Below are 24,136 nucleotides of genomic sequence, written 5' to 3' on the forward strand. Positions count from 1 at the left end.
ACGTGTCCGTGGCGCACGAGAGTCCGTGCGCCCGGTTACGTATTACTTCCACGTGGACTCGACGAAACGCGGCAGCTCATCCGGGTACGGTGTGAACGCGAGTTCCGAGGTGTAGGCGTAGTTCATCGAGTAGTTGAACAGCGGCGCCCAGTAGGCCTGCTCGCTGATGCGCTGCAAGGCCTTGCGGTAGTTGTCCTTGCGCACTTGCGGGTCGAGGGCATTGTCGGCGGTCTGCAACCAGCCCTGGACTTGTGGGTCCTTGATATTGTCGTCCGGATTGCCTTTGAACCAGGTACCGGCCGACGCCGAGGTGTCGAGGATCGAGAACGAGCCCCAGGCCTGAAACGACATGGGCACCTTGCCGCCACGTTGCTGATCGCGCAGGGCGGCGTACTTCAGGTAGCGCAGCTTGGCGTTGATGCCCACTGCGCGCAGGTTGCCGATGATGGCTTCGACGTAATCACGGTCGCGATAAGCGAAGATTTCTGTCTCGAAGCCATTTGGGTAACCAGCTTCGGCGAGCAGCGCCTTGGCCTTGGCGGGGTCATAGTCGTAGACCGTGGCCGCAGTGGTATCGCAACCGAACTGGCCGGGATAGCAGGCAACCTGCAAGGGCTTGGCTTCGCCCCCCACCAATTGCGTGGCCAGCGCATTGCGGTTGATCGCATGGTTGATGGCCTGGCGCACCTTGAGGTTCTTCATCGGTGAGTTTTCAGTGGAGGTGCCCCGTGCATCAAGAATCAGGAAACCGATGCGCATGGTTTCGCCACTGGTCACGGTCAGGTTCGGCATACCCTTGAGGTCGACCGCCTGATCCGAGGTCACACGCCAGGTCCAGTCGACACCGTCGGTCATCAACTCGGCCAGACGGGTTTCTGCATCCGGGATCACGCGGAACTTGAGGTGGCTGATGTGGGGCTTGCCTTGTGGGCTGTCCGGGAAGTAGTCCTTGTTGATCTCCATGGTCACGCCTTCGCCGGCCACCACCGACACGGCTTTATACGGCCCGGTGCCAATGGGCTTGCGACTGAATTCGGCCAGGCCGACCTTCTCGAAGTACTGCTTGGGAAACATCGGAACGGCGTTGGACAGGTATTCCAGTGCCGGCGGGAAAGGCTTCTTCAAATACAGGCGGACGCTGTAGTCACCGGTTTTTTCGGCGCCCTTGATCCAGTCTACGTTTTGCACGGTAACGACTTTCGCTTCGGGCGATACCACGTAGTTGAGGGTGAACACCACGTCGTCGGCGGTGAAGGCGTCGCCGTTGTGAAATTTGACGCCCTTGCGCAGCTCAAAGTCGAGGGTGGTGTCGTCGACCTGCTTCCAGCTGGTGGCCAGCATGGGTTTGTATTCGCCGCTTTTGGGATCGCGGTAGATCAGGTTGTCCCAGATCAGTCGGCCGAGAATCACGCCTTCGCGTAAATCGTTGTGATAGGGGCTGATGTTTTCAGGCTCGCTGTCGGAAGCGTAAACCAGGGTGTCGTTGGCTTTGCCGGCATGTGCCGGAAAGCTGCTGATAAGGCCCATCAGCGCGATACTGCAGGCGAAACCTTTGATGCCCATGCCGTCGTCTCCGTTGGCGAGAGTGGTTGAATCAAAGGGCAGCGAATCGCAAATGCGTAGAAGGAGGAGGAAAAGGTCGGGCGCTGTTTTTTTTGGTCTGGACACGAATGTAGGGAAGGGCTATCAATGCCGCAAGCACAATATTTCGATACTTCCTTTGCCGAAAAGGCAATCCTTGGAGGCTCCGATGCAGCTGTATGGCGTGCAGTCCACGGCACTGCGCTATTTTCTTGAAGTCGCCCGATGCGGATCGATCAGCGAGGCCTCAATGCGGCTGAATGTGGCGGCATCAGCGGTGAGCCGGCAAATTTCCAAGCTTGAGTTGGCCCTGGATGCCAGCCTGTTTGAGCGTCGTGCCCGCGGCATGGTGCTCAGCGAGGCGGGGGCGCGACTGGCGGCGTATGCGCGCAAGTCGCAGCTTGAGGCCGAGCAGGTGGTGCTGGAAATTACCGAGTTGCATGGCTTGCAACGCGGCCATGTGCATGTTGCTTGTTCGGAAGGATTTGCCCTGGAATACATGCCCAGGAGCATCAGCGCGTTCAGGCGTGAGTATCAGGGCATTCATTTTACGCTGGAGGTCTGTGCGCCCGCTGAAGCGACCGAGAAGGTTCGCTCCGGTGAAGCCGACCTGGCGATGACGTTCAGCCTGACGCCGCAAAAGGAAATCAAGGTCGAACATGTCCTGAGCGGGGCGATTTTTGCCGTGGTCTCCAATGCCCATCCCTTGGCCGGGCGGGAGTCTGTCAACCTCGCCGAGTTGCAACCCTGGCCCATTGCGTTACCCAAGGCCGACACTACGATACGGCAACTGTTCGACATCTGTTGCGGCGTCCAGGGGTTGTTGTTCGACCCGGTATTGACCACCAATTACGTTGCCGCGCTCTACAGTTTCGTCCGTGAAGAGGGAGGCATCAGCCTGGCCAGCGAAATGACCTTGCACCAACAGGTGGCGGACAAGCAGTTGCAATGCTTGCCGATCCTTGATGAAGGCATGCAGGCGCGGCGCATCGAACTGCAAAGCATGGCTGGGCGCAATCTACCGGCGGCGGTTTCGGCGTTCAGGGATTTTCTGATCGCTGAGCTGGCGAAGGCGAAGCGGCTTTGAAAAAATGAGGTTACTCCCATCTTCCACCTTGGAAGATCAGCGAGTTTTTCTGTGCTGACTGATGCTTAACGCATAGAGAACACGCTCAAGGATGAACTCCCTGGCTTCCGGATGTTTGAATGCTCTCATGAACAGCAACCTCTAGTTTGAGATTTAAAAGGTGTGCGTCTGCTATCGAGTTCTAATGCTCGGTAGTTCTTATTTCTTGAAGGCCTCAAGGTTTTCACGGAGCCAGGCGGACAGCGAACGCGGTGGGGTACCCGTGAGGTCTTCAACGGTAAAGGTTCGTTCTGTCAGTATGGAATCATGGAAGATGCGATCAAGCCCCACGAGAATCTCGGCTACAAACGGGGAGAATCCATCGGCAACTAGCGCTGAATGCTGTGCGGCTGGAGACCGATGGGTATAGGCGACTGTGTGGCCTAACAGACTGGATAATTCCTCGGCAACTTGCGGCATTGTCCAGTTTCGCGGCCCAGTCAGGTGATACGCACGTTGTGAGCCTTCTGCTACTTCCTCCAGTAATGCTATGCGCGCCGAGTCCGCTACATCTCGAGTGTCTATCAGGTTCACACGTCCATGGCCTGCGGCGCCTGCCCAAGTGCCCGTTGCAACAGCGTTGCCAGCACGCTTGAGCACGTCCATGAACGTGGTAGGTCTCAATACGGTAGAGGCGATAGGTTGTTGACCCAGGTGGGCTTCTATCAATGAATGCCAGGCAAATGGATTGATAGGGGTCGATGGTCCCATGACCGAAAGCTTTACGATGTGCTGCACTCCCATTTCTACGGCAGCGTCAATAAGGGCAATCTCGTTGGCGACTTGTTGGGGTGAAGTGCCGTGAGCAATGAACAGTTTCTCGACACCCACAAGCGCTTTTCTGAGCGTTGCCGGCTGATCAAAATCCAACTCGGCAGCGACCACCCCTGGGGCAAAAGCGGTAGCTGATTTTTGCCGTGTGAGCGCCAGTAGGGTGACTGGGTCTTGCGCTAACTGACTGATCAATCGCCTGCCTACGCGGCCCGTCGCGCCGGCAACGGCGATGCTCAGTGGTTGCTTCCGATTGGTCGATTGATTGAGCATGATGAAATCTTCCTATATTGTGGAACGATCAGTCCAAATATCCTGGTCTGATCGTTCCATGTTGTCAACGGAGGATTTATGAGCGGTAAACCGCAATATGACGAAAGTGCAGTCCTGAAGGCGGCGACGGCTGTTTTCTGGCGGCATGGGTACGCAAACGCATCGGTCAGCGATCTGACTGAGGCAACGGGGTTGTCTCGATCAAGCCTGTACCAGCGGTTCCATGATAAGGATGGGCTCTTCAACGAGTCGCTTCAGCTATATACCGACCGTGTATTAACGCGAATGAGATCGACCCGGGCACAGACCTCCAGGGCGAGCATAGAAGCGCTGCTACGAGAGTTTCTTCCGAAGGAATTTGGCGTGGAGCGTCCGCCTGGTTGCCTGATATCTCGCAGTAACGCTGAGCAAGAAGACCTCACTGCCACAGGAAAGAAAACCGCGAATTTTGCGGCTTGTCAGCAGCGACAGATTTTTGTGGATATTTTGACTCATGGTCAGTTGGAGGGTGAGATAGGGCAGCATGTCGATTTGGATCTACTGGCTTGGTATTACTTCGGAATACTGCAGGCTGTGGTAAATCTGCCTTCAGTCGGGGCGACTAACCAGGTACTTGGCGGCCTCATTGATGTCGCGATGTCGGCATGGCCTGAGAGCCAAGATAGTTCGGGTACTGAAACGATATGAGTGAGTAACCCCGATGTTAGGGGTATCCGTTAAATCGTTGAGCTGTCTCAGTAAAGGTGTAAGCACGCAAAGGGTGCTGGAGCCGGTTGAAGCCGCACGTAACACTTAAGCCTAAGCCCGTACGGCCTCGCTTACACTCAACTCACCCCTCCGAGCTGAGTGCTGAACTCACTCTAAAGCAACTGTGCTTATGATTTGGAGCTTGGTCGCCCCGGAATATGACTCAGTATCGATTTGGAGAAGCCACCATCGACACATATATCCTGTCCCGTGACATAGGCCGATAAGGGGCTGACGAGAAATTCGATCACGTTCGCGATATCCACGGGCTCGCCGATTCTCGCCAGCGGAATGATTGCTTCCCGTGCTTTCTTGATCTGGGGGGCGGCATACATTTTTTCCGACATCGGCGTATGGGTCATGCCTGGGGACACCACGTTGACACGGATTCCGTCAGGAGCCCACTCCAGCGCGAGCGTCTGGGCCAGCATTGTCAATGCTGCCTTGGTGGGGCTGTACGCGCCGGAGCCGGCATGGGGAAGCTGGCCAGACATCGACGAGGTAAAGCACGCCGAGCCTCTGCTCTCGCGTAGGTACGGGTAGCTGGCTTTGGCCAGCAGCCAGGCGCCGCGAAGATTGACCGAGAACATATCGTCCCAGTCCTCGACGGACAAATCACAGATCGCGCCAGGGCTGGCGATGCCGGCATTCGCCACCAACGCGTCGAGCCCGCCGAACTCCGCTACTGCAGCCGCCACCAACTGGCTCGGCACCTCAGGGTTGCCGAGATCTCCGGACAATGCGATGGCGATACCGCCCATGGCCTTGATGGATTGAACGACTTCTTCCTGCGTAGTCGTGAGTGTGTGTCCGCATACCGCAATTTTCGGCTGCAAGCCCCGGGCAAGGGCCGCCTCCGCGATCCTCAAGCATGCAGACGCACCGATACCGCTACTACCGCCACTGACCAAAGCTCTCATTGGGTACTCCTTCTTATAGTTAGACATTGAAGTAAAAGAGGTTCGTAAAATACGAAAATAGATTTCACTTTGCAATCAAATTGACAATGGAATTTGATTCCGATATCGTTTTTTTCGTCGTCAGATACCCTTGCCAGTGCAGTGGTCATGACGGTCCAGATCCATCCATCGTCGCGTCTTCCCGCTAGCGATAGTGGTCCAGGTACAAAATCCATAATACGAATGGCCGTTTTCACTCCAGCGAATACTCAACTGAAAGGATGTTTCGATATGATCATCAGCACGTTCTCCTATCTATGGTCATCCAAGGCAATTGATGCAATTGCGCAGCTGGCCGAGCACGGGCATCGCGTGTTTGAAGTACCCGTCAGCTCACCACATTGCTGGCCGGTAGAAATCTCGACGGCAGAACGTTCTAGCGTAAGCGTGCGTCTTCATGAGTACGACGCAAAGATCAGGTCCCTCAACGCCGGCGGCTATGACATTAATCTGGCCAGTCCCGCCGCAAACATGCGCCAGAAGAGCATCGAGCACATCAAGTCGGTGATTGACCTGGCCGCAGCTTGGGGTACTCAGGAAGTGGTGATATCTCCCGGTACCAGGCGTCCCATGATTTCCCCGCCGCTTGAAAAGACCTACGATTGGATGTACGAAAGCCTGGCAGTCCTGATTCCGATGGCGAAGCAGGCTGGCGTACGCTTGCTGCTGGAAAATACCCCGTATTGCTTTACCCCCACCATGCCGGAACTGGCAGAGGTTGTAGGCACCCTCAATGACGATGTGGTCAAGGTCGTCTACGACATCGCCAATGCCGCTTACATAGGTGAAGACCCGGTAGCGAGCCTGCTGGCTTACCATGCCGCGATCGACTTTGTGCATGTGTCCGACACCGGTATGGATGTGTGGGGGCATGATCCGGTCGGTACCGGTGTCGTGGACTTCGTCGGATTGGGCGACGCTGTTCAGGCGACCTGCGGTATTGAAAACTGCGTACTCGAAATCATCCGTGAAGAAAACGCTTTGTATGAGCTGAACAAGGGCGTGCAGGATCTTCGTGCCAAGGGTTGGGCAATTCCGTAATCACCTTTCGGTCGCGTGTCGTTACAGCCTGCGACCTGACTGCTCCAGTGGCCCTGAGGCTTGCACTAGCCCCAGGTCCAAGCGGCAGCGTTGTCACCAGCAACAGGCCCGCGCGCGATCATAAGCGTTCTGCGGGCTAAGGCCTGTTGGGGCTGTTGATGGTCGCGACGGTAAGCTCGGTGCTACCGCGCAGGCAGTGAATCCTTCCCACTGACCGAGGTCCAGAGTGCCCAGTGCTCGCCCACCTTGATGGCTGAGCGTTTCAAGCTTTCTATATGAGCGCCGAGGGTTTCCTCTCGCATGCGTGCGATGGGGCCGGCGATGCTCAGGGTGGCCACCGGGACCGAGCTGTCTGGCCGTGAGATGTCGAATATGGCTACCGCCACGACACACACGCCCACTTCACCTTCTTCGCGAACGACCGCGTGCCCCTCTTTGCGGATCAAGGCGATGTCATCAAGGATGTCGCGAATCGAAACCCGTGCATTGGGCCCTGCGTAGTCTCGGGTGTTCTCGATGTCCCAGGCGGTAAGAATTCGCATGGCGCGCTCTTCGTGCATGGTGGAAAGCCACGCTTTGCCCGCCGCAGTTGTGTGAGGAATGATTTTTTCATCCAGGGCGCGGCGGTACTGAAGACCTCTGGTATTTTTCGTGGCCTGTAGTACCCAGGTCAGATGATCCTCGGCAACCTCCGCCAGCCGAACGTGCTCGCCGGTTTCGCTGGCCAGATCGTCCAGCAAGGGTTGCATGATCCTGGCGAAGCCCGTTTCAGTGATGTAGTTCGCGCCCATGCTGGGGATCTTCAGCGTCAGGCGGTAGTGATCCTGTTCGTCCTGGTAGACGTAGCCTCGTTCTCGAAGCGCGCTCAATATGCGGTGGGCCGTGGCCATGGCGACTTGGGTCTGCTCGCTGATTTCGGACAGGGCGAGACCGTCTGGATGGGAAAGCAGCAGTTCCAGGGTGTTGAAGTAGCGGCCGATATGTGACAATTTTTCAATCCTCATTGTCGCTGGCCATGGCCAGCAACCTCGCGTCGGGGGGGCTAGAGTGTGATGGGAGCGCCACCAAGGCGATCTGACTCATAGGCAGCCTCGATGATACTCATGACGCTGTGCATCGTTGCAAGTCCGGCACCTGTATACGCGGTGTCTCGGCCAGGGGACAGGACGTCGGTTACGAAGTTGTCGTAATACACGTCGGAGTTCAGGCTCATGTGAAGGTCACTTGCCTGGCCGGCAGCGTCGGTCAGGCGCATGCCATCCGGGGTCGAGCGTGCGTAGAACTGATCGGTTGACAATGAAAAGGAGTACTCCCGCTGCTCGGGAGTATTTCCGGGGTAGTTATACCCCGTCTCGATGGTGCAGATGCAGCCGCTCTCGGTCACCAGGGTCATCATTGAGCCGATCTCCACCGCCGTCAGCTGCGGGTCGCGATACATCACTGCGGACACGCTGCGTATGCGCTCTGCGGAAATTTCCTGAACCAGGTCGATGAAATGAGCGGCCAGGTTGATCGTGCAACCGCCCCCCGAGCGTTTCGGGTCAAGCATCCAGGAGCAGCTGTTCATCAGGTAGCGTTCGGGTGGCCCGGCGTTGAATCGAAACGCCTGGGTTCTCCATTTGGCACCGCTCTGGAGCGCCGCTTGTTTGAGGCGGTTCAGTAATTCACTGTGCCTCCAAACCAACGGTACCGCCACGAACAGACCTGCGGCTTCGGCACGTCGGTACAGGTCCAGCACTTCATCCTGGGTGAGCCCGCAAGGCTTCTCCATCGCGAACGGAATGTTGCGTTCGATCAATGCGATGCCCATGGCATACAGCTCATCGTGTGGACCAAAGGCGAACGCAAAATCAGCCTCTTCGTTATCCAGCAGGTTTTTCCAGTGATCGTACGGCTGCGCTGCGAAGCGTTGGGCAAGGGCTGGACCACGCGATCCCGTGGCGTCGGATACCGCCGTGACGGTCACATCAGGCAAACGCTCGAGGGCGTCGAGGTAGAGCGGGGTGTGCCAGTGGCTGACTTCCAGAAGAACGACTTTCAACATTCATTCCTTATAAACAAGAGAGTTTGACTAGCTTGCCGGTGCCCTCGGGATTGCAGGTCAAGTACAAAAATAACAACGTGCGAGCCGCTATTGCGAGGTTGCACCGCAGGCTAGCACGAGCTGATTACGAACGGAAGTCAGTTTCGTTTTGCTGTGAAGTGGTGTGTGGCAACTAGCTGAGATGCCATTTCAATGGGCACGCAAAAATGTGCACATGCGGGGCATGTACACATCGTTGACGGGTTCGATAGAGGGTATTAAGAGGCGGGGCAGGGTGACGATCGGAGTGGGTTATACGGGATCCTTACAATCCGCTCGAGTAGCGACGCTCTATGTCTTCGAAACCTAGAAAGCTTAAGGCCAGCAGCGCTTGGCCCACATGCATCGGGTGGCCATCAAGGGTCCGGCAGCCACGCGATTGCGCTTCGAGCAGCAAGGCGGTCGGCTCGGACCTGGTGATGATGTCGACCACCACCGTAGTTGAGGCCAGCTGCTTTGCGTCTATCGGCATCGGGTCATCAGGGTTCATGCCGAGCGGGGTGGCATTGATCACGATGTCATGGCCTTTAGGATCTGCTGGGCCTGCATGCACAGCGCACGGACTCTCTTTGGCGACGCATTGCGCCAGGTCCAGGGCGCGGTGCGCATCCAGGTCTGAAATGATCAACGATCGGGCGCCGGCAGCGGCAACGGCAAACGCGATTGCCCTTCCCGAGCCGCCCGCACCGACAAGCAGAACGGATTTCCCCAGCAGGGTAACGCCCTGGCGCTGCATGCCCAGCACGCAGCCAAGCCCGTCGAACACGGCACCCACCCAGCGCCCGTCGCTATCACAGCGAATGACATTGATTGCGCCGATCTGGCGCGCGGTAGGGTGAAGAACGTCCACAACGTCAAGCATGCTCTGCTTGTGCGGCATGGTGACCAGAAGCCCGGCAAGGTTGCCCACGGCTCGTATGCCTCTGACAAAGTCAGCCAGGTCGGCGGGACCTATCTCCAGTGGAATGCAGACGGCGTCGGACTGCGCTTCGGCAAATAACGTGTTCAACAACATTGGGGACTTGGCGCTCTTGAGGGGGGCGCCAATTAATCCATATAGACGAGTGCTGCCGGTAATACGTGGATGCATGTCAACCTACTGGCGTTGGCAGTGGTGCGCCAATTGTCAGTAGGGGGATGTCGGCACCCACTACTGACAACGTGTGCATTATCACTACGGTATTACTCTAAGCGCTGTGCAGAGAAATTGAACAGCGCGGTGGTGGTAGCAGGGCAGGCTGTCAGGAGCGTGTCGCTGGCACGGATGGGACTGCATTGGGTTGCGATTTGGAGTTGGACTGTTCCTGCACCCGTTCGTATTCCTCTTTGGACATCGGAACTGCATTAGGGTCGCCGAGGTCCTTCAGGCGAATCCGGTATGTTTCGCGGGTAGTAAACGCCGCTATCGCAGAGATTGCGCAGATACCAAAAGTCAACGCTCCGATTTTCAGCGGGATATTCTCGGTCCCGGGAGGCGCAATCGATACGAAAAGGGCTGGCAGAAAAGCTGTGCAGGCTACGCCGATATTCTGACCAATGGCCATGCCGGTAACACGGACACGTGTACGGAACAATTCTGGGAACAGGCTTGGGAAGACACCATTGAAACCTTGGTAAGCCACGCCCCACATGAGGAGCGAGAGTATCAACGAAAGCCATAGGTTGTGGATGCTGATCGCATAGAGGTACGCAAATGACAGAAGTCCGCCACTAAGAACACCCACAATTACCGGAGGCCGACGACCAATCCTGTCAGAGAGCTTGCCTACGAAGGGGATAAGTATCACGGCACACAGATTGCCTAACACCGGTATCCACATGAACACGCCGGAAGGAAAGCCAATGCCGTAGGCCGGTTGGACTGCATAGGTTGCTCCGAATACGGAGGCGACGATTGCAAGGACCGCGGACAGCGCCATCCCAATCACTCGCAACACATCTCGCCAGCTCTGGGTGAACACTTCGACCACGGGTAATTTGCGTGTCTCGCCTTTGGTCTGCGCCTCGGTGAATACCGGCGCTTCATGAACTTCACGGCGAATGATCCATCCGGCGACTAGCACCAGGGCGCTGAGGAGAAATGGAATTCGCCAGCCCCAGGCAGCAAATTGATCAGCTGGCATGAACTGGGCCAGAGGCAGGAAAACCCCAGCCGCGAGCAGTTGTCCGGCTTGTACGCCTTGAAGCGTAAAGCTTGCGAAATAACCTCGACGTCCATCGGGGGCGTGTTCCAGGGTCATGGAGCTGGCACATGACACCTCTCCAGCGACTGCAAATCCCTGAATCAGACGCAAAAAAATCAACAGGGCAGGAGCCCAGACACCGATCTGCTGGTAGGTAGGAAGCAGTCCGATGCTCACGGTCGAAAAGCCCATCAAAAACATGCAGTAGACCAGTACGGTCTTGCGTCCATGGCGGTCGCCCAGATGCCCTAATACCACGGCTCCGATTGGACGAGCGATGTACCCAACGCCGAAGCTTGCCAGCGAGACGATGATGCCTACGGTCGGATTGTCTGTTGGGAAAAACAGCTGTGGGAAAAGCAAGGCCGCTGCGGTGGCGTAGATGAAAAAGTCGTAATACTCCAGAGCCGAACCGATCCAGCCGCTGGCAGCGGCTTTCCTTGACTGTCGTTTGGAATGAGGCTCAACCAATGTGCTGTGATTCATGACGTGTCTCCGTCTTTTGGATTTTTATTGTTGTAACCGTGTTCCATTAGTAATGCTGTTACTTTGGAAAGGCGGTTGTCAAGGTGCAGTTGACTGGATGAAACCAGTAATAGAATTCGGCCATGACTTATGCGACGAAACGCTCAATGTGGGCTTCGCGACGGTGCGAAAGCAGTGTGTGGTGCTTGCACAGCGACCTGCGGGAGGACAACGCTCGTCCGCCCGTCAAGTGCTTTTGAAGTGGTTTACAGCGCTGTTAGCACGCCTGTGGGCTTACAAGCTGTCTCGGGAAAGATGCCCGTCGACCAGTCTGAAAATGTTCAACGGATTCGCGTTCCTGAGAGCCTCGGGCAGCAATGCATCAGGGTAGTTTTGGAAGCAGACGGGTCTCAGGAAGCGGTCGATAGCCAACGTGCCGACCGAGGTGCCGCGACTGTCGGACGTCGCCGGATAAGGGCCGCCGTGCACCATTGAGTCGCAGACCTCGACACCCGTTGGGTAGCCATTGATGAGGATGCGGCCGACCTTCACCTCCAACAAAGCAGTCAACTCCGCGAATTGCGTCAGGTCTTCTGGCTCACCGATCAAGGTTGCGGTCAACTGTCCGTGAAGGGCATTTATGGCGGCGTTGAGCTGTGTCTGGTCATTGACCTCGATGAAGATAGAGGTGGGGCCGAAGATTTCTTCTTGAAGAACCTTGTCGCCGTTAAGCAGCAACTCTACGTCGGCCTTGAACAACTGCGGCTGGGCTTGGTGCCCCTGTTGGTTGCTGCCAGCCAGGTGCACCATGCCGGGGTGTGCGTGCAGGTTCTGCAAGCCAGCCGCATAGCTACGCAGGGTGCCTGCATTGAGCATTGTCTGCGCCGGTTGGTCGCTTATCAGCGCCGCCACTCTATTCTGAAAGGCACTGAATGCATCCGAGAGAATGCCGACCACCAGTCCGGGATTGGTGCAGAACTGCCCACAACCTTGAACCACCGAGGCGGCAAGATCGTGAGCGATACTGTCGGCTCGACGCGAGAGTGCCTGGGGCAGGATCACTACCGGGTTGATGCTCGACATCTCGGCAAAGACTGGAATGGGCTCGGGGCGAGCGGCGGCCATGTCGCACAATGCTCGACCACCTTTGAGTGAACCGGTAAAACCAACGCCCTTGATGAGCGGGTGTTTGACCAAGGCTTCGCCTACGCCGCTGCCATAAATCATGTTGAAGACACCGGCGGGCATGCCACTGCGCTCGGCCGCGCGGATGATCGCGTTGGCGACCTGTTCTGCCGTCGCCATGTGGCCGCTGTGGGCTTTGAATACCACCGGACAACCCGCCGCGAGCGCGGAGGCGGTATCGCCGCCGGCCGTGGAGAAAGCCAGCGGGAAATTACTTGCACCAAACACAGCGACTGGACCGATTGCTGTGCGGTACTGGCGAAGGTCAGGGCGTGGCAACGGCTTGCGAAGGGGTAGCGCTTGGTCGATACGAGCGCCATGGAAGTCACCGCGCCGCAGCACATTTGCAAACAGGCGCATTTGGCCACTGGTACGTGCGCGCTCACCCTGGATACGAGCTGCAGGCAATGCTGTTTCACGGCAAACCAGGGCAATAAACTCATCGTCCAACGCCTCCAGTTCGTCGGCAATGGCATCGAGAAATTCAGCCCGTTTGTTCGCGCTCAGGCGGCGGTAGCTGGAAAAGGCGTCGTTGGCTGCGCGAGCCGCATCCTCGATTTCTTGCGGCGTCGCCTGGTGGAAGGCATAGGGCAAGGTCTCCCCCGTGCTGGCATCCACACTCTTGACGATCATACTGCCGGCGGCGCTGCGCTGACCGCCGATAAAGTTCTGGCCGGTGATGAGGGACATGGTGGTCTCCAGGTTGAATGTGCAAGCGATAGCTGGGCAAGGCGTTCCCAGCACTGAAAATCAGGTGACGGCGCCGATCTGCCAAGGCACGAACTCATTTTGTCCGTATCCGTGTTGTTCGCTCATGCTGCGCTCGCCCGAGGCAATGCGTAGCATGCTTTCAAAGATCGCTGCACCGCACGCTTCGATGGTCAACGTGTCTTCGGCTATTTCGCCGCAGTTGATGTCCATGTCTTCTCGCTGACGCGCCCACAAGGCGCTATTAGTTGCCAGCTTGATTGATGGGGCAGGGGCGCAGCCATAGGCCGATCCGCGCCCGGTGGTAAACGCAATCAGGTTGGCACCGCCAGCGACCTGGCCGGTTGCGGAGACGGGGTCATAGCCAGGGGTGTCCATGAAAACCAGCCCGTTGGCCGTGACGGCCTGGGCATATTCGTAGACATCCATCAGGTTGCTCGAGCCAGCCTTTGCCACCGCGCCCAGCGACTTTTCCAGAATGGTGGTCAAGCCGCCTGCCTTGTTACCGGCAGAGGGGTTATTGTTCAGTTCGGCCCCCATACGCTCGCAGTAGCGTTCCCACCAATGAATTCGAGCGATAAGTTTTTCGCCGACTTCACGGCTGACTGCCCGTCGTGTCAGCAAGTGTTCGGCACCGTATATCTCAGGGGTTTCAGAAAGAATCGCGGTACCGCCGCAGGCGACCAGGCGATCCACTGCATTGCCCAACGCAGGGTTGGCCGTAATACCGGAGTAGCCATCCGAGCCACCACACTGAAGCCCAACGATCAGATGACGAGCGCTGACCGATTCACGTTGAATTCGATTGGCCTCGCCAAGCAGTTCCTTCACATGGTCAATGCCACTGGCGATGGCCTTGGATGTACCGCCACTGTCCTGAATATTGAATGTGCGCAGCGTATTACTACGGGTGAGTCCCTGCGTCGTGAGTAATGAGTCGATTTGGTTCGTCTCGCAGCCCAACCCGATGACCAGTACGGCGGCAAAGTTGGCGTGGGTCGCATACCCCGCCAATGTCCGACGCAACAGGCTCAAGCCGTCGCCCGCAGGATCAACGGCGCAGCCGGCAGAATGGGTGAGCGCAACAACACCGTCGACGTTTGGATACGCTTGCAGTGCAGCGGGATTGATGTCCCGGCGAAAATGGTCTGCGATGGCCCGGGCGACTGTGGCAGAGCAATTCACTGAGGTAAGAATGCCGATGTAGTTGCGCGTCGCGACGCGTCCATCCGGGCGTACGATACCCATGAACGATGGGGCTTCACTCGGCTTGACGTGGGGCTTGGCATCGACGCTGAACGCATAATCCCGAGCGAAGTCCCCCATAGCCAGGTTATGCACATGGATATGCTCGCCTGCTTCTATGTCGACAACGGCAAAACCAATGATTTGCCCATAGCGTCTCACCGGTTGACCGGCTTCGATACGCCGGGAGGCCACTTTATGGCCCGGCACAATCGCTTGAAGGACCGTCACGCCTTCCTGCTCAAGGATTTCGCCCGCGGCCAGCGGTCGGCGTGCGATCAGCACATCGTCCAGGGGGTTCAAACGCAGCACAGCTGCTGCGCCGGTTTTCATGATCAGTTCCATCGCATCCTCACGGGCTGCTGGGTGGTGCGCGGTCACCAATAGCGCCGCAGTTTTGTGGCGGCACTATAGGATTCATAGAAATGGCTGCCTAATGAGAGCTTTCGATTGCTCGATAACTTTGCCTCATCGACTTTTACCGGGATCGCTGCAGGACCTCTTCTCTGTAGTCGTTTGCCGCAGCCTGGCGAACGCTAATAAGGTCTCAACAAACCTCCGCGTGGGCTCTGACAGGGGCTCATCCTTGCGGGTGATAACCCCGTAATCCTGAGACTCAACTGTGAAGGGCGTATTGAGGATTTGAAGCTGCCCATTTTGCAGGTGCGACTGGACCATTGACTCGGGGAGCATGGCAAGCATTGGCCCGGACTGCAGTAGCTGCAGGAAGGTCTGCATCGAAATGGTCTCCACTGTGTTGGTCGGCGGGGCGATCCGGAACGTCCTGAACGCGCGTTCCATGCGTTGTCGGATCGGCGTGTTGAAGGGATACATGACCCATGGCCATTCGCTGAGTGCTTCGGTGGGGACCTCCTCAAGTTGGCACAGAGGGTGTGTGCTGTTCACGACAAGGCAGAAGGGTTCAGGTCCCAGCGACGTAAATTCGAAAGGCTGGCAATCCTCATCCGTGAAGCGCGCGATGATTAAATCGAGTTTTTTTTGTTCGAGCATTTCCAGCAAGTGATTGCTGGTTTGTTCGATCACCTCGATGGAAAGGAGGGGGCGATCACGTTTTATGCTGGCGATAGCTTCCGGCAGCACCACTGATGTTGCAGCGAAAATGGTGCCGATTTTTAAATGACCATGCCCGCCTTTTCGTAGCTTGTTGACTTGGTCGACGAACGATTCCGTGTCTTCCAGGGTAATACGCGCATAACGGGCCACGAACTCTCCTAGTTCAGTCAGGACCAGGTTGCGCGTTTGACGCTCAAACAATGGAAAGCCCAGAAGTACTTCCAGATCGCGAAGCAATTTGCTGATGGCTGGTTGCGTAACATTCATGTGTTCTGCGGTTGTGTGCATATTGCGGGTCTTGGCCAGGCTATTGACCAGTACCAGATGTTTGATCTTCAGCCATCGGGTGACACTGGCAAATGTAATTTGATCGTTTTCCATCGGATAAGGCCTTGTCTGTCGATAACGAAACAGCATTGATTGGTGAGTTTCTTTCATTGGGATTTATGGGAGTGGTCCATTACTTTTGCGGCTCTGATGGCTGACTGCTCTGGAAGCTCTATGGCGAATTTGAAACTGACGCGCGAAAACACCCTGCCGCTGGATTGCTTGGCCGGAACGCTGATCGGCCGCGCCTGGATCCCGGGTGCGATTGCAGGACCCTCGCCAGTGGTGTTGCGCGATGAAGGTGTGTTTGATCTTTCTGAAATTTTTTCGACGGTAAGCGAGCTGCTGGAACACACCTCGCCGTTGCTGGCTGTTCGTCAGGCCCCTGGCAGGTACATCGGTACCGTCGAGGAGTTGCTTGGGAACACCGGCAGCCATGCCGATCCCGGCAAGGCATTTCTGTTGCCCCCCGCGGATTTGCAGGTCATCAAGGCGGCCGGGGTAACGTTCGCGTCCAGCATGATTGAGCGGGTAATCGAGGAGCAGGCCCGAGGTGACGCTGCCAACGCCGAAAGTGTTCGCCGCTTGGTGCAAGACGCGATAGGCGATAACTTGCGGGCAATCAAACCGGGCTCGCCGGACGCGATGCGCCTTAAAGCTGTACTGATCAAGCAGGGTATGTGGTCGCAATACCTGGAGGTCGGTATCGGCCCGGACGCTGAGATTTTCACCAAGGCACCGGTTCTGGCTGCAGTGGGCAGCGGCAGCGAAATCGGAATCCATCACAAGTCTGAATGGAACAACCCAGAGCCGGAAGTTGTGCTGGCGGTGAACAGTCGAGGCCAAGTGCATGGCGTCACCTTGGGCAATGACGTCAACTTGCGTGATTTCGAAGGCCGCAGCGCACTGCTGTTGAGCAAGGCCAAGGACAACAATGCGTCCTGTGCGATCGGCCCCTTTATTCGTCTGTTCGATGAAGCGTTTACGCTCGATGACGTGCGCAATTGCGTCGTGGATTTGCACGTTCAGGGCGACGACGGCTTTACCCTTGAGGGCAGCAGTTCCATGGCATTCATCAGCCGTGACCCGTTGGATCTTGTGGCCCAGACGGTCGGCGGCGATCACCAATACCCTGATGGTTTCATGCTTTTTCTCGGGACATTGTTTGCGCCTACCCAAGATCGTGAAGAGCCCGGAAGCGGCTTTACGCATAAGCAAGGGGATGAGGTCAGCATAGGTAGCCCGCTGCTGGGCACGCTGCGTAACACCGTCACCTACAGTCATGCGGCTGCGCCCTGGACCTTCGGCTTGCGAGCGATGATGCGCAACCTTGCTGCCCGCGGACTGCTGTAGGTAAGGCGGGGTGGTGGGAGGCATTGGGCGGTCTTCCGGGAAGATTGAACATAGACGCGGGTACGTCTATTGATAAAAGAGCCGAACCTGACGGGGCGGTTTTCAATATCTGTCAGGCGCTCCCCACGGCCTGGCCCCGGCTGCGGTGCCAGCCCTGTCTGGATAAGGCCAACCCTTGGCACAGGCGGGTTTGACTTATCAAGAGGTGCCTGCATACTATTGGAACGTCGTTCCATTACGAACAATGTTGCTCACATTCACCTCATTGTCAAAGATAAGTCGAGAAAAATATGAGAGTCGTCAAAGGTGCTGTCGACCGCTGCCTAGAGGCCATTGAGCTGCTGGCACGCGAAGCTCGCTGGATGCGGATGTCCGATATCGCAGCTGAGTTGGGCTTGGAAAAGGGGCCCGCTCATCGAGTGCTTGCTCAGTTAGTCGAGCAAGGGTGGGCAGAGCAGGATGAAGCCACCTCGCAATACCGCCTGACTCTCAAGCTGGCACTGTTGGGGCAGCGCTATTTACATGGGATTGGTTTGCCTGAATTGGTCCAGCCGATCCTTGAGCAAGTGGCTGTCCAGTGTCACGAGTTGGTGCGACTGACGGTGGTCAACGAGGGCACCCTGTCCTGGCTGTCTTCGGCCCAAGGTGCCGCGCCGGGGCTCATGTATTCGCCGGCCATGGATAAACCCATCAATCTCTATGCCACCGCCAATGGCAAAGCCTGGCTGGCCTCAATGCCTGATGAACTGGCCGTTGAGCATGCGCTGCGTAGCGGATTGGGGAAAGCTGACGCCGGGACGGGGCAGGGGCCGAAAGCGATCAACAGCATCGAAGGTCTGTTGGCCGAGCTGGAGCTGACACGAAAGCGCGGGTATGGCTTGGTCATTGAGGAAGCCGAGGCGGGTGTTTGGGCGATTGCCGTACCGGTCAGGTTGATTCCGACCGGTACTGTGGTCGGCACGATGAGTATCGCCGGCCCGGTCTTGCGCATGCAGCCTGAACGTTATGACCAATTGCATGCGCTGCTCGAAGATGCAGCCAACAAGCTGGGTACGGTTTGGCCGCGCCAGAACAGCGTGCATTCGGAGAACGTATGAGCCAGCCCGCACCTGCATGGACCGAGGCGGGGCCAGGTCTGGAAATCGCCGCTGCCGCCCTGGTTCGTGCACGGCTGGAGGGTGTTCGGCTGGCAGCCTTGCCAGGCCCGAACCTGCCAAGCAGCCTCGCACAAGGTTTTGCCATTCAGCAGCACGTAGGGCCATTGGCTGGAAAAACCGTGGGGGGCTGGAAGTGTGCGTTACCGCCGGCTGGCAAGTGGATCGTTGCCCCGATCTACAGCGACAGCATTGTAAAAGGCGAACGTTACCGACTGGCCGCCGACACCGATAAGGCACGCATCGAGCCTGAACTGGCATGCGTCCTGGCCCATGATTTACCGGCACGTATCGAGCCTTATACCGCTGAACAGATCATTGCTGCGATCAGCGACGTGCATGTGGCATTGGAAGTCATCGATTGCCGTTACACCGAGCCACACACTCTGCCGTTCGAGCAATTGCTTGCGGACGGTCTATTCAATCACGGCCTGGTACTTGGGGCGCCAATTACGCTGTCGAACCCTGCCAGCATGCCCTCTGAACTGGATATCACCCTGAGCGATGCAACGGCAGAGCTTTTGAATATCAAGGGTCGCCATCCGGACGGGGATCCGCTGTTGCCGATCGTCTGGCTGGCCAATTTTCTGTCTACACAAGGGATAGGGCTGCAAGCAGGGCAGGTGATTATCACCGGGTCCTATGCAGGTGTTCTCGATGTGCCCGTCAATCAGCCGCTGCATGTTCAGTTCGGCGAAGCAGGCTCATTGTCTGTCCATTTCTCAACGCTGGAGGAGTAACAAATGCGCTTAGTTCGTTTTGGTTTGCCGGGGCAGGAACAGCCGGGAATCTTGGATTCGCAAGGGATCGTGCGAGACCTTTCGGGCATTGTCGACGACATCGATGCGTCGGCCCTGAGCCCGTCAGTGCTGGAAAAACTACGTGCTGTTGACGTTGAAAAGCTCCCGGTGGTGGCGCCTGGCACACGCCTTGGTCCATGTGTAGGCAGCGTACCGAACCTGATTTGCATCGGCCTGAACTACTCCGATCACGCGGCTGAAACAAATACACCTATCCCGAGCCAGCCGGTGGTCTTCAACAAGCACACCGCGTCCATCAGCGGCCCCAATGACCCGGTGATTCTACCCACGGGCGCTCAGAAGCTTGATTGGGAGGTCGAATTGGCCATCGTCATCGGTACGCCTGCCTGGCAGATTGATGAGTCACAGGCTTTGAATCACATCGCCGGTTATTGCCTGGCCAACGATGTCTCCGAGCGGGCTTATCAGCTTGAGTACGAAGGGCAGTGGACCAAGGGAAAAAGCGGTTTTTCCTTCGCACCACTGGGACCTTGGCTGGTCACCCGCGACGAAATTGCCGACCCGCAGGCCATTGATCTCTGGCTCGACGTGAACGGCAAACGTCTCCAGACCGGCAATACCCGTACGATGATTTTCAGCGTTGCACACATTGTCGCGTACCTCAGTCGCTTCATGCCGCTGATGCCGGGTGACGTCATCATTACCGGTACGCCGCCCGGTGTGGGGCTCGGGCAGAAGCCGCCGGTATTTCTCAAGGCGGGTGACACCATGCGTGTTGGCGGCCAAGGGCTGGGTGAACAATTTCAGACCGTGGTTCCTTACGTTGCTGAAATGGGCGCTGCATGGGTCGCCGGTCGCCATCCCAATGTTGACTGACTATCGCTGGAGGAAAACGCTATGAGCTTTGCAGGAACAGGTGTAGTCGCGATCTGGCATGATCTTTTGCCCGAAGCGCGGGACGAGTTCTATGAGTGGCATAACCGGGAACACATGCCTGAGCGGGCTGGAATTCCGGGGTTTTTGCGGGGGCGCCGATACATCGCCTTGGATGCAGGACCGACCTATTTCAACCTCTATGAGGCTGACACGGTGCAGGTGTTGGGAGGGCAGGATTATTTATCGCGTCTCAACAGTCCGACGGCTTGGACAAAGCAGTCGGTGCAGTCCTATCGCAACGTCGCGCGATCCATATGCGAGGTTACGTATACCAGCGGTGTGGGGCAGGGCGCGTATTTGCTGACGGTCCGTTTCGACGTTGTCGAGGGGGGGCATAAGTCGGTGTCAGACGCATTGCGCCAACGCGTGCTTCCGCCTCTTGCTGATACACAAGGTATTACGGGTGTGCATTTGTGCGTGGCTGATGAGGCCGTGAGCAAGGTTGAAACCGCAGAGAAAAAGGCCCGTGCGGAAGGGACCCAGATACCGGCGTGGATCGTCATGATCGAAGGCTGTGCGCCGGACTACGTTCGCGTCGCCGGCGAGTCTTTTGTGGCTGATTTGCAACGGCTGCTGGAGGGGCAATCGATGAAGCCAGAAACCACGCTTTATCAATTGGAATACACACGTTGCAAAACGCCAGGGAGTGCGGGTTGATCGCCTGGCGTTCGAATATGTTTTAACTCTCAGTCGTTGTTCTCAAGCAATTCCCCAAGAGCGTGCCATTACCGGCATTGATTCAGGCTCGCGTCTGCGCACGCTCGGGTTTTGCTTAAGGTGCTATTAATCAATTATCAAGTTACTCAATAAAGGATTATCACAAGATAAATAAGGGAGCTGCGCAGTCACTGGGTAGTTAGTTATTCGAGCTGCCTGTGCACAAATTGAATGACACGCTAGAAATCGCAACAACAAAAATAATAACTCATCGTGAGAAAACATCATGCGCTACCCTGTTATTTTCCGCAGCGTGCCTGCACATCAATCCCTGATTACTGTGACGCTTGCGTTCTGCGCGGGTACGTCAGCCGCTGTTCAGGCCGATCAAAATAGCGGCTTTGTCGATGGCGCTACCGCCACCCTCAACTTGCGCAACGCTTACATCAATCGCAATTTCATCAATCCGGCCTATCCCAACAGCGCCGCTCCACAGAACAAAGCCGAAGAGTGGACACAGAGCTTCATCCTTGACGCTCGTTCCGGTTATACCGCTGGGCCAATAGGATTCGGTGTCGATGTATTAGGTCTTTATTCCCAAAAGCTTGATGGTGGCAAAGGCACCGGCGGTACCCAACTGTTGCCGATCCACGACGACGGCCGTCCCGCCGATAACTTTGGGCGTCTGGGCGTAGCGCTGAAAGCCAAGCTGTCGAAGACTGAATTGAAGGTGGGCGAATGGATGCCGGTGTTGCCGATCCTGCGTTCTGACGATGGTCGTTCTCTGCCACAGACGTTTCGTGGCGGCCAGGTGACCTCCAACGAGATCGCCGGCCTGACACTCTATGGCGGCCAATTTCGTAGCAACAGCCCACGCAACGACGCGAGCATGGAAGACATGTTCATGAACGGCAAAGCCGCGTTCACCTCCGACCGCTTCAACTTCGGCGGCGGCGAATACACCTTCAACGACAAGCGCACCCAGGTTGGCGTGTGGTACGCCGAGCTCACCGACATCTACCAGCAACAGTACGTCAATCTCAGCCACAGCCAGCCCGCGGGCGACTGGACCCTGGGCGCCAACCTGGGCTTCTTCAACGGCAAGGAAGACGGCCGCGCCCTGGCCGGCGACCTTGACAACAAGACCACCTTTGCCTTGCTCTCGGCCAGATACGGCGGCAACACCTTCTACGTCGGCCTGCAAAAACTCACCGGCGACAGCGCCTGGATGCGGGTCAACGGCACCAGTGGCGGAACATTGGCCAACGACAGCTATAACGCCAGTTTTGATAACGCTCAGGAGCGCTCCTGGCAGCTACGCCATGACTTTAACTTCGCTGTGCTCGGTGTCCCGGGCCTGACATTAATGAACCGATATATCAGCGGTGATAATGTCCACACAGGTTCGATCACAGATGGCAAAGAATGGGGCCGAGAGTCGGAACTGGCCTACGTGGTGCAGTCCGGCGCACTGAAAAATCTCAGCGTTAGATGGCGCAATTCGAGTGTTCGCAGGGACTTCAGCACCAATGAGTTTGATGAAAACCGGATTTTTATTAATTACCCCCTCTCCCTACTGTAACGTCTCTTTCGATCGCACTCTTTGATAAGTAGGCGGCGTTCGGGTGCGCCGCTACTTTTTCCTGGCGCAAGTGATTGCTTGATTGCCAAGTACCTGGTTCCAGATGATAGAACGATTTGATCAGGCCCCACTCCCGCCTGATCAGCGAATGATTTCGGCCGCAGAGTGTTTAACTCTTAGATAGCTTGCATGGGGCCAGCGTCCTTTCCACTTTACAACTCTCTGGTTTCCAAGAACTGAAGGCTCAATGATTTGTGCGCCAGTGCCAAGGCCTCATCTTCAGTCGCTGTCATGAACATGGGATAGCCCCAAAATTTTTCATACACCACTGCGAAAGCTTTGCCTGCCAGGCGTTTGGTAATACTCGACTCGATTTGAATCGATGCTTTGACATACTTCTTGAGCTCGCTTTTGTGGCGTTTCATCCACAAAGCCATCTGTTTCATTTCATCGGGTGAGTGTTCCTGTTGCTCCTTATCCAGCCCTTCGTTGCTGATGAGCACGAAGGGCTCATTGCGAGAAAGCAAAGCTTCGAACGCTGCGAATGACTCTTCCCGACTAACCCCCGGTGCACTTTTTTGCAACCAGACGAGCGGAAATTGGGTGGTATCGAAACGCATTTTGGTGCTCCTTCGATGAGTTGCCAAGCCTCTGTAATGTCCTGCATTTTCAGGATACGCTGGAAACGGACCGGCGTAATTGCACAGGCTGGCCACAATATTGTTTGAATCAGCCAGATTGTTCATGGCTTAAAGAAGGGCATGCATCTGCGATGGCGGACACGGCTGATAGAAACACGGTGCCCAAATGGGATGTCGATGGCATTTCGCGGCCCGTCGTTGCGCTCGGCGCTTCGATGGTTAGCAAGGACTGGGAGCAAGCCCGCCACCAACATCGTAAAGCGCAATTGCTCTATTCCGTGCGCGGCGTTCTCAATTGCGAAATAGAAAATGGAGTCTGGATTGTCCCACCGCAATGTGCCGTATGGATACCCGGTGGTTTGCCACACGCAACACGGGGCTCAGGAGAAACGGAATGTTATTGTCTGTTCGTTGAACCTGATGCGGCCCCGGATCTTCCGCGAGGCTGCTGCACGATTGGTGTATCGCCGCTCTTGCGTGAGTTGCTGCTGAAGGCGGCGGGTTTCTCGGAAGACACCGTGAATGCCGGGCGCGAAGACAGGCTAATCGCAACGTTGTTGGACGAGTTGACGGCTGCCCCTGTGCAGGACCTGCATTTACCAATGCCTCGCGACAAGCGTCTGCGCAGGCTCGCTGACCTGCTCCTGGCCGACCCTGGGGTTAAGATTTCGGTACACGACTGGGCTACTCGCATCGGTATGAGTGAACGCAGTATGAGTCGGCTTTTACTGCAGGAGGTCGGGATGAGTTTCGGGCGTTGGCGTCGGCAGCTGCATGTGATTCTGTCACTGCAACGTTTGATTAAAGGAGAGAGCGTTCAAACGGTTGCATCGGACCTCGGATATGAGGGAGCCAGCGGCTTCATCACTATGTTCCGTAAAACAGTGGGTAAGCCGCCGTTGCAGTATCTCTCCGCCCGCTCACCCAGTGCTCTGATTGCAGGTGAATCATTGCCGATGCCTTCAATCCTGCTCCCTGAAGATCCAAACCTCGGCTAGTCAGCGATCTCACTTGAGAATCATCAATTCTGGCGAGAAAAGTTCCGTCGCGAACATTGGCTGAACTGAAAAATAATCTGGCCACATCTCGATACCTGGCAATAGGTGCTTATTGCTAGATTGCGCAACAACGAATGACTATCAGTTCCAATTGAAAGTGATCTGTCATTTCTATTTTCCGGCTTGATTCCGTTGAATGTGTCGGCATTCCCTCAAATCCGTTGTTCAACTGTCAGCCGCTGTCTGTTTTTTCTCAATTAAGGAATGGCCGATGTGGAGTTCGTTG

At 56.5% G+C, this 24,136-nt stretch carries 21 protein-coding genes; 10 read left to right on the forward strand and 11 right to left on the reverse strand.

The window, feature by feature from the left end; translation table 11 throughout:
- Positions 1–42: 42 nt before the first annotated feature.
- Entirely contained in the window at positions 43–1,563 is a 1,521-nt protein-coding gene (locus NIBR502773_RS26040; protein ID WP_027603430.1) for an ABC transporter substrate-binding protein, read from the reverse strand.
- 187 nt (positions 1,564–1,750) lie between these two features.
- Here NIBR502773_RS26040 and NIBR502773_RS26045 point away from each other — a divergent pair, with 187 nt between their 5' ends.
- Complete coding sequence (locus tag NIBR502773_RS26045) at positions 1,751–2,668, forward strand: LysR substrate-binding domain-containing protein (protein ID WP_027603431.1); 918 nt, start codon at positions 1,751–1,753, stop codon at positions 2,666–2,668.
- Positions 2,669–2,866: 198 nt separating this feature from the next.
- Here the strand turns inward: NIBR502773_RS26045 and NIBR502773_RS26055 are convergent, their stop codons facing one another.
- A complete protein-coding gene (locus tag NIBR502773_RS26055) occupies positions 2,867–3,751 on the reverse strand; it encodes an NmrA family NAD(P)-binding protein (protein WP_141157294.1) in 885 nt (294 codons plus the stop codon).
- 78 nt (positions 3,752–3,829) lie between these two features.
- Between NIBR502773_RS26055 and NIBR502773_RS26060 the strand changes: the two genes are divergently transcribed.
- Positions 3,830–4,438: a TetR/AcrR family transcriptional regulator gene (locus NIBR502773_RS26060; protein WP_141157295.1), complete on the forward strand. Its 609-nt coding sequence runs from the start codon at positions 3,830–3,832 to the stop codon at positions 4,436–4,438.
- A 188-nt stretch (positions 4,439–4,626) separates the two neighbouring features.
- Here NIBR502773_RS26060 and NIBR502773_RS26065 read toward each other — a convergent pair whose 3' ends face one another.
- Positions 4,627–5,418 carry an SDR family NAD(P)-dependent oxidoreductase gene (locus tag NIBR502773_RS26065; protein ID WP_141157296.1) on the reverse strand — a complete coding sequence of 264 codons (792 nt, stop codon included), beginning with the start codon at positions 5,416–5,418 and terminating at the stop codon, positions 4,627–4,629.
- Positions 5,419–5,688: 270 nt separating this feature from the next.
- On the opposite strand from NIBR502773_RS26065, the gene NIBR502773_RS26070 reads away from it, so the two are divergent.
- On the forward strand, positions 5,689–6,498 hold the full coding sequence (locus NIBR502773_RS26070) for a sugar phosphate isomerase/epimerase (RefSeq protein ID WP_115487978.1): 810 nt from the start codon (positions 5,689–5,691) through the stop codon (positions 6,496–6,498).
- Positions 6,499–6,680: 182 nt separating this feature from the next.
- Here NIBR502773_RS26070 and NIBR502773_RS26075 read toward each other — a convergent pair whose 3' ends face one another.
- From NIBR502773_RS26075 to NIBR502773_RS26105, 7 genes are all read right to left on the reverse strand, one after another.
- On the reverse strand, positions 6,681–7,502 hold the full coding sequence (locus NIBR502773_RS26075) for an IclR family transcriptional regulator (protein ID WP_115487979.1): 822 nt from the start codon (positions 7,500–7,502) through the stop codon (positions 6,681–6,683).
- 38 nt (positions 7,503–7,540) lie between these two features.
- Entirely contained in the window at positions 7,541–8,539 is a 999-nt protein-coding gene (locus NIBR502773_RS26080; protein ID WP_115488052.1) for a Gfo/Idh/MocA family oxidoreductase, read from the reverse strand.
- Positions 8,540–8,846: 307 nt separating this feature from the next.
- On the reverse strand, positions 8,847–9,671 hold the full coding sequence (locus NIBR502773_RS26085; protein WP_115487980.1) for a shikimate dehydrogenase: 825 nt from the start codon (positions 9,669–9,671) through the stop codon (positions 8,847–8,849).
- A 151-nt stretch (positions 9,672–9,822) separates the two neighbouring features.
- The gene (locus NIBR502773_RS26090; protein WP_115487981.1) at positions 9,823–11,250 is read right to left on the reverse strand and encodes an MFS transporter; all 1,428 of its coding nucleotides are present in this window, start codon (positions 11,248–11,250) and stop codon (positions 9,823–9,825) included.
- 273 nt (positions 11,251–11,523) lie between these two features.
- Positions 11,524–13,104 carry an aldehyde dehydrogenase (NADP(+)) gene (locus tag NIBR502773_RS26095; protein ID WP_141157297.1) on the reverse strand — a complete coding sequence of 527 codons (1,581 nt, stop codon included), beginning with the start codon at positions 13,102–13,104 and terminating at the stop codon, positions 11,524–11,526.
- 60 nt (positions 13,105–13,164) lie between these two features.
- Positions 13,165–14,712, reverse strand: coding sequence for a UxaA family hydrolase (locus tag NIBR502773_RS26100; RefSeq protein WP_141157298.1), 1,548 nt, complete (start codon positions 14,710–14,712; stop codon positions 13,165–13,167).
- 123 nt (positions 14,713–14,835) lie between these two features.
- Positions 14,836–15,822, reverse strand: coding sequence for a LysR family transcriptional regulator (locus NIBR502773_RS26105; RefSeq protein WP_115487984.1), 987 nt, complete (start codon positions 15,820–15,822; stop codon positions 14,836–14,838).
- Positions 15,823–15,942: 120 nt separating this feature from the next.
- On the opposite strand from NIBR502773_RS26105, the gene NIBR502773_RS26110 reads away from it, so the two are divergent.
- The 6 genes from NIBR502773_RS26110 (at position 15,943) to NIBR502773_RS26135 (ending at position 22,211) form a co-directional block, all read left to right on the forward strand.
- Positions 15,943–17,121, forward strand: coding sequence for a fumarylacetoacetate hydrolase family protein (locus tag NIBR502773_RS26110; protein ID WP_141157299.1), 1,179 nt, complete (start codon positions 15,943–15,945; stop codon positions 17,119–17,121).
- 290 nt (positions 17,122–17,411) lie between these two features.
- Entirely contained in the window at positions 17,412–18,218 is an 807-nt protein-coding gene (locus NIBR502773_RS26115; protein WP_141157300.1) for an IclR family transcriptional regulator, read from the forward strand.
- Entirely contained in the window at positions 18,215–19,015 is an 801-nt protein-coding gene (locus tag NIBR502773_RS26120) for a 2-keto-4-pentenoate hydratase (protein ID WP_115487987.1), read from the forward strand. The genes NIBR502773_RS26115 and NIBR502773_RS26120 overlap by 4 nt, the downstream gene beginning before the upstream one ends.
- A gap of 3 nt (positions 19,016–19,018) precedes the next feature.
- Entirely contained in the window at positions 19,019–19,912 is an 894-nt protein-coding gene (locus NIBR502773_RS26125) for a fumarylacetoacetate hydrolase family protein (RefSeq protein ID WP_115487988.1), read from the forward strand.
- Between the two features lie 21 nt (positions 19,913–19,933).
- Positions 19,934–20,629, forward strand: a complete 696-nt coding sequence (locus tag NIBR502773_RS26130; RefSeq protein WP_115487989.1) for a DUF4286 family protein — start codon at positions 19,934–19,936, stop codon at positions 20,627–20,629.
- A 286-nt stretch (positions 20,630–20,915) separates the two neighbouring features.
- The gene (locus NIBR502773_RS26135; RefSeq protein ID WP_115487990.1) at positions 20,916–22,211 is read left to right on the forward strand and encodes an OprD family porin; all 1,296 of its coding nucleotides are present in this window, start codon (positions 20,916–20,918) and stop codon (positions 22,209–22,211) included.
- Positions 22,212–22,423: 212 nt separating this feature from the next.
- On the opposite strand, the gene NIBR502773_RS26140 is transcribed toward NIBR502773_RS26135, so the two are convergent.
- Positions 22,424–22,831: a hypothetical protein gene (locus tag NIBR502773_RS26140; protein ID WP_115487991.1), complete on the reverse strand. Its 408-nt coding sequence runs from the start codon at positions 22,829–22,831 to the stop codon at positions 22,424–22,426.
- A 152-nt stretch (positions 22,832–22,983) separates the two neighbouring features.
- On the opposite strand from NIBR502773_RS26140, the gene NIBR502773_RS26145 reads away from it, so the two are divergent.
- A complete protein-coding gene (locus NIBR502773_RS26145; protein WP_141157876.1) occupies positions 22,984–23,850 on the forward strand; it encodes a helix-turn-helix transcriptional regulator in 867 nt (288 codons plus the stop codon).
- Positions 23,851–24,136 lie beyond the last annotated feature (286 nt).

This window comes from Pseudomonas sp. NIBRBAC000502773 (assembly GCF_006517195.1).
In the GTDB taxonomy this organism is placed as follows: domain Bacteria; phylum Pseudomonadota; class Gammaproteobacteria; order Pseudomonadales; family Pseudomonadaceae; genus Aquipseudomonas; species Aquipseudomonas marginalis.

Coding starts and splice junctions, on each gene's coding strand:
- NIBR502773_RS26110 (WP_141157299.1), top strand. CDS start 15,943: ATGGCGAATTTGAAACTGACGCGCGAAAACACCCTGCCGCTGGATTGC.
- NIBR502773_RS26125 (WP_115487988.1), top strand. CDS start 19,019: ATGCGCTTAGTTCGTTTTGGTTTGCCGGGGCAGGAACAGCCGGGAATC.
- NIBR502773_RS26060 (WP_141157295.1), top strand. CDS start 3,830: ATGAGCGGTAAACCGCAATATGACGAAAGTGCAGTCCTGAAGGCGGCG.
- NIBR502773_RS26100 (WP_141157298.1), bottom strand. CDS start 14,712: ATGGAACTGATCATGAAAACCGGCGCAGCAGCTGTGCTGCGTTTGAAC.
- NIBR502773_RS26115 (WP_141157300.1), top strand. CDS start 17,412: ATGAGAGTCGTCAAAGGTGCTGTCGACCGCTGCCTAGAGGCCATTGAG.
- NIBR502773_RS26085 (WP_115487980.1), bottom strand. CDS start 9,671: ATGCATCCACGTATTACCGGCAGCACTCGTCTATATGGATTAATTGGC.
- NIBR502773_RS26120 (WP_115487987.1), top strand. CDS start 18,215: ATGAGCCAGCCCGCACCTGCATGGACCGAGGCGGGGCCAGGTCTGGAA.
- NIBR502773_RS26105 (WP_115487984.1), bottom strand. CDS start 15,822: ATGGAAAACGATCAAATTACATTTGCCAGTGTCACCCGATGGCTGAAG.
- NIBR502773_RS26065 (WP_141157296.1), bottom strand. CDS start 5,418: ATGAGAGCTTTGGTCAGTGGCGGTAGTAGCGGTATCGGTGCGTCTGCA.
- NIBR502773_RS26045 (WP_027603431.1), top strand. CDS start 1,751: ATGCAGCTGTATGGCGTGCAGTCCACGGCACTGCGCTATTTTCTTGAA.
- NIBR502773_RS26130 (WP_115487989.1), top strand. CDS start 19,934: ATGAGCTTTGCAGGAACAGGTGTAGTCGCGATCTGGCATGATCTTTTG.
- NIBR502773_RS26040 (WP_027603430.1), bottom strand. CDS start 1,563: ATGGGCATCAAAGGTTTCGCCTGCAGTATCGCGCTGATGGGCCTTATC.
- NIBR502773_RS26095 (WP_141157297.1), bottom strand. CDS start 13,104: ATGTCCCTCATCACCGGCCAGAACTTTATCGGCGGTCAGCGCAGCGCC.
- NIBR502773_RS26075 (WP_115487979.1), bottom strand. CDS start 7,502: ATGAGGATTGAAAAATTGTCACATATCGGCCGCTACTTCAACACCCTG.
- NIBR502773_RS26090 (WP_115487981.1), bottom strand. CDS start 11,250: ATGAATCACAGCACATTGGTTGAGCCTCATTCCAAACGACAGTCAAGG.
- NIBR502773_RS26140 (WP_115487991.1), bottom strand. CDS start 22,831: ATGCGTTTCGATACCACCCAATTTCCGCTCGTCTGGTTGCAAAAAAGT.
- NIBR502773_RS26055 (WP_141157294.1), bottom strand. CDS start 3,751: ATGCTCAATCAATCGACCAATCGGAAGCAACCACTGAGCATCGCCGTT.
- NIBR502773_RS26145 (WP_141157876.1), top strand. CDS start 22,984: ATGGCGGACACGGCTGATAGAAACACGGTGCCCAAATGGGATGTCGAT.
- NIBR502773_RS26135 (WP_115487990.1), top strand. CDS start 20,916: ATGCGCTACCCTGTTATTTTCCGCAGCGTGCCTGCACATCAATCCCTG.
- NIBR502773_RS26070 (WP_115487978.1), top strand. CDS start 5,689: ATGATCATCAGCACGTTCTCCTATCTATGGTCATCCAAGGCAATTGAT.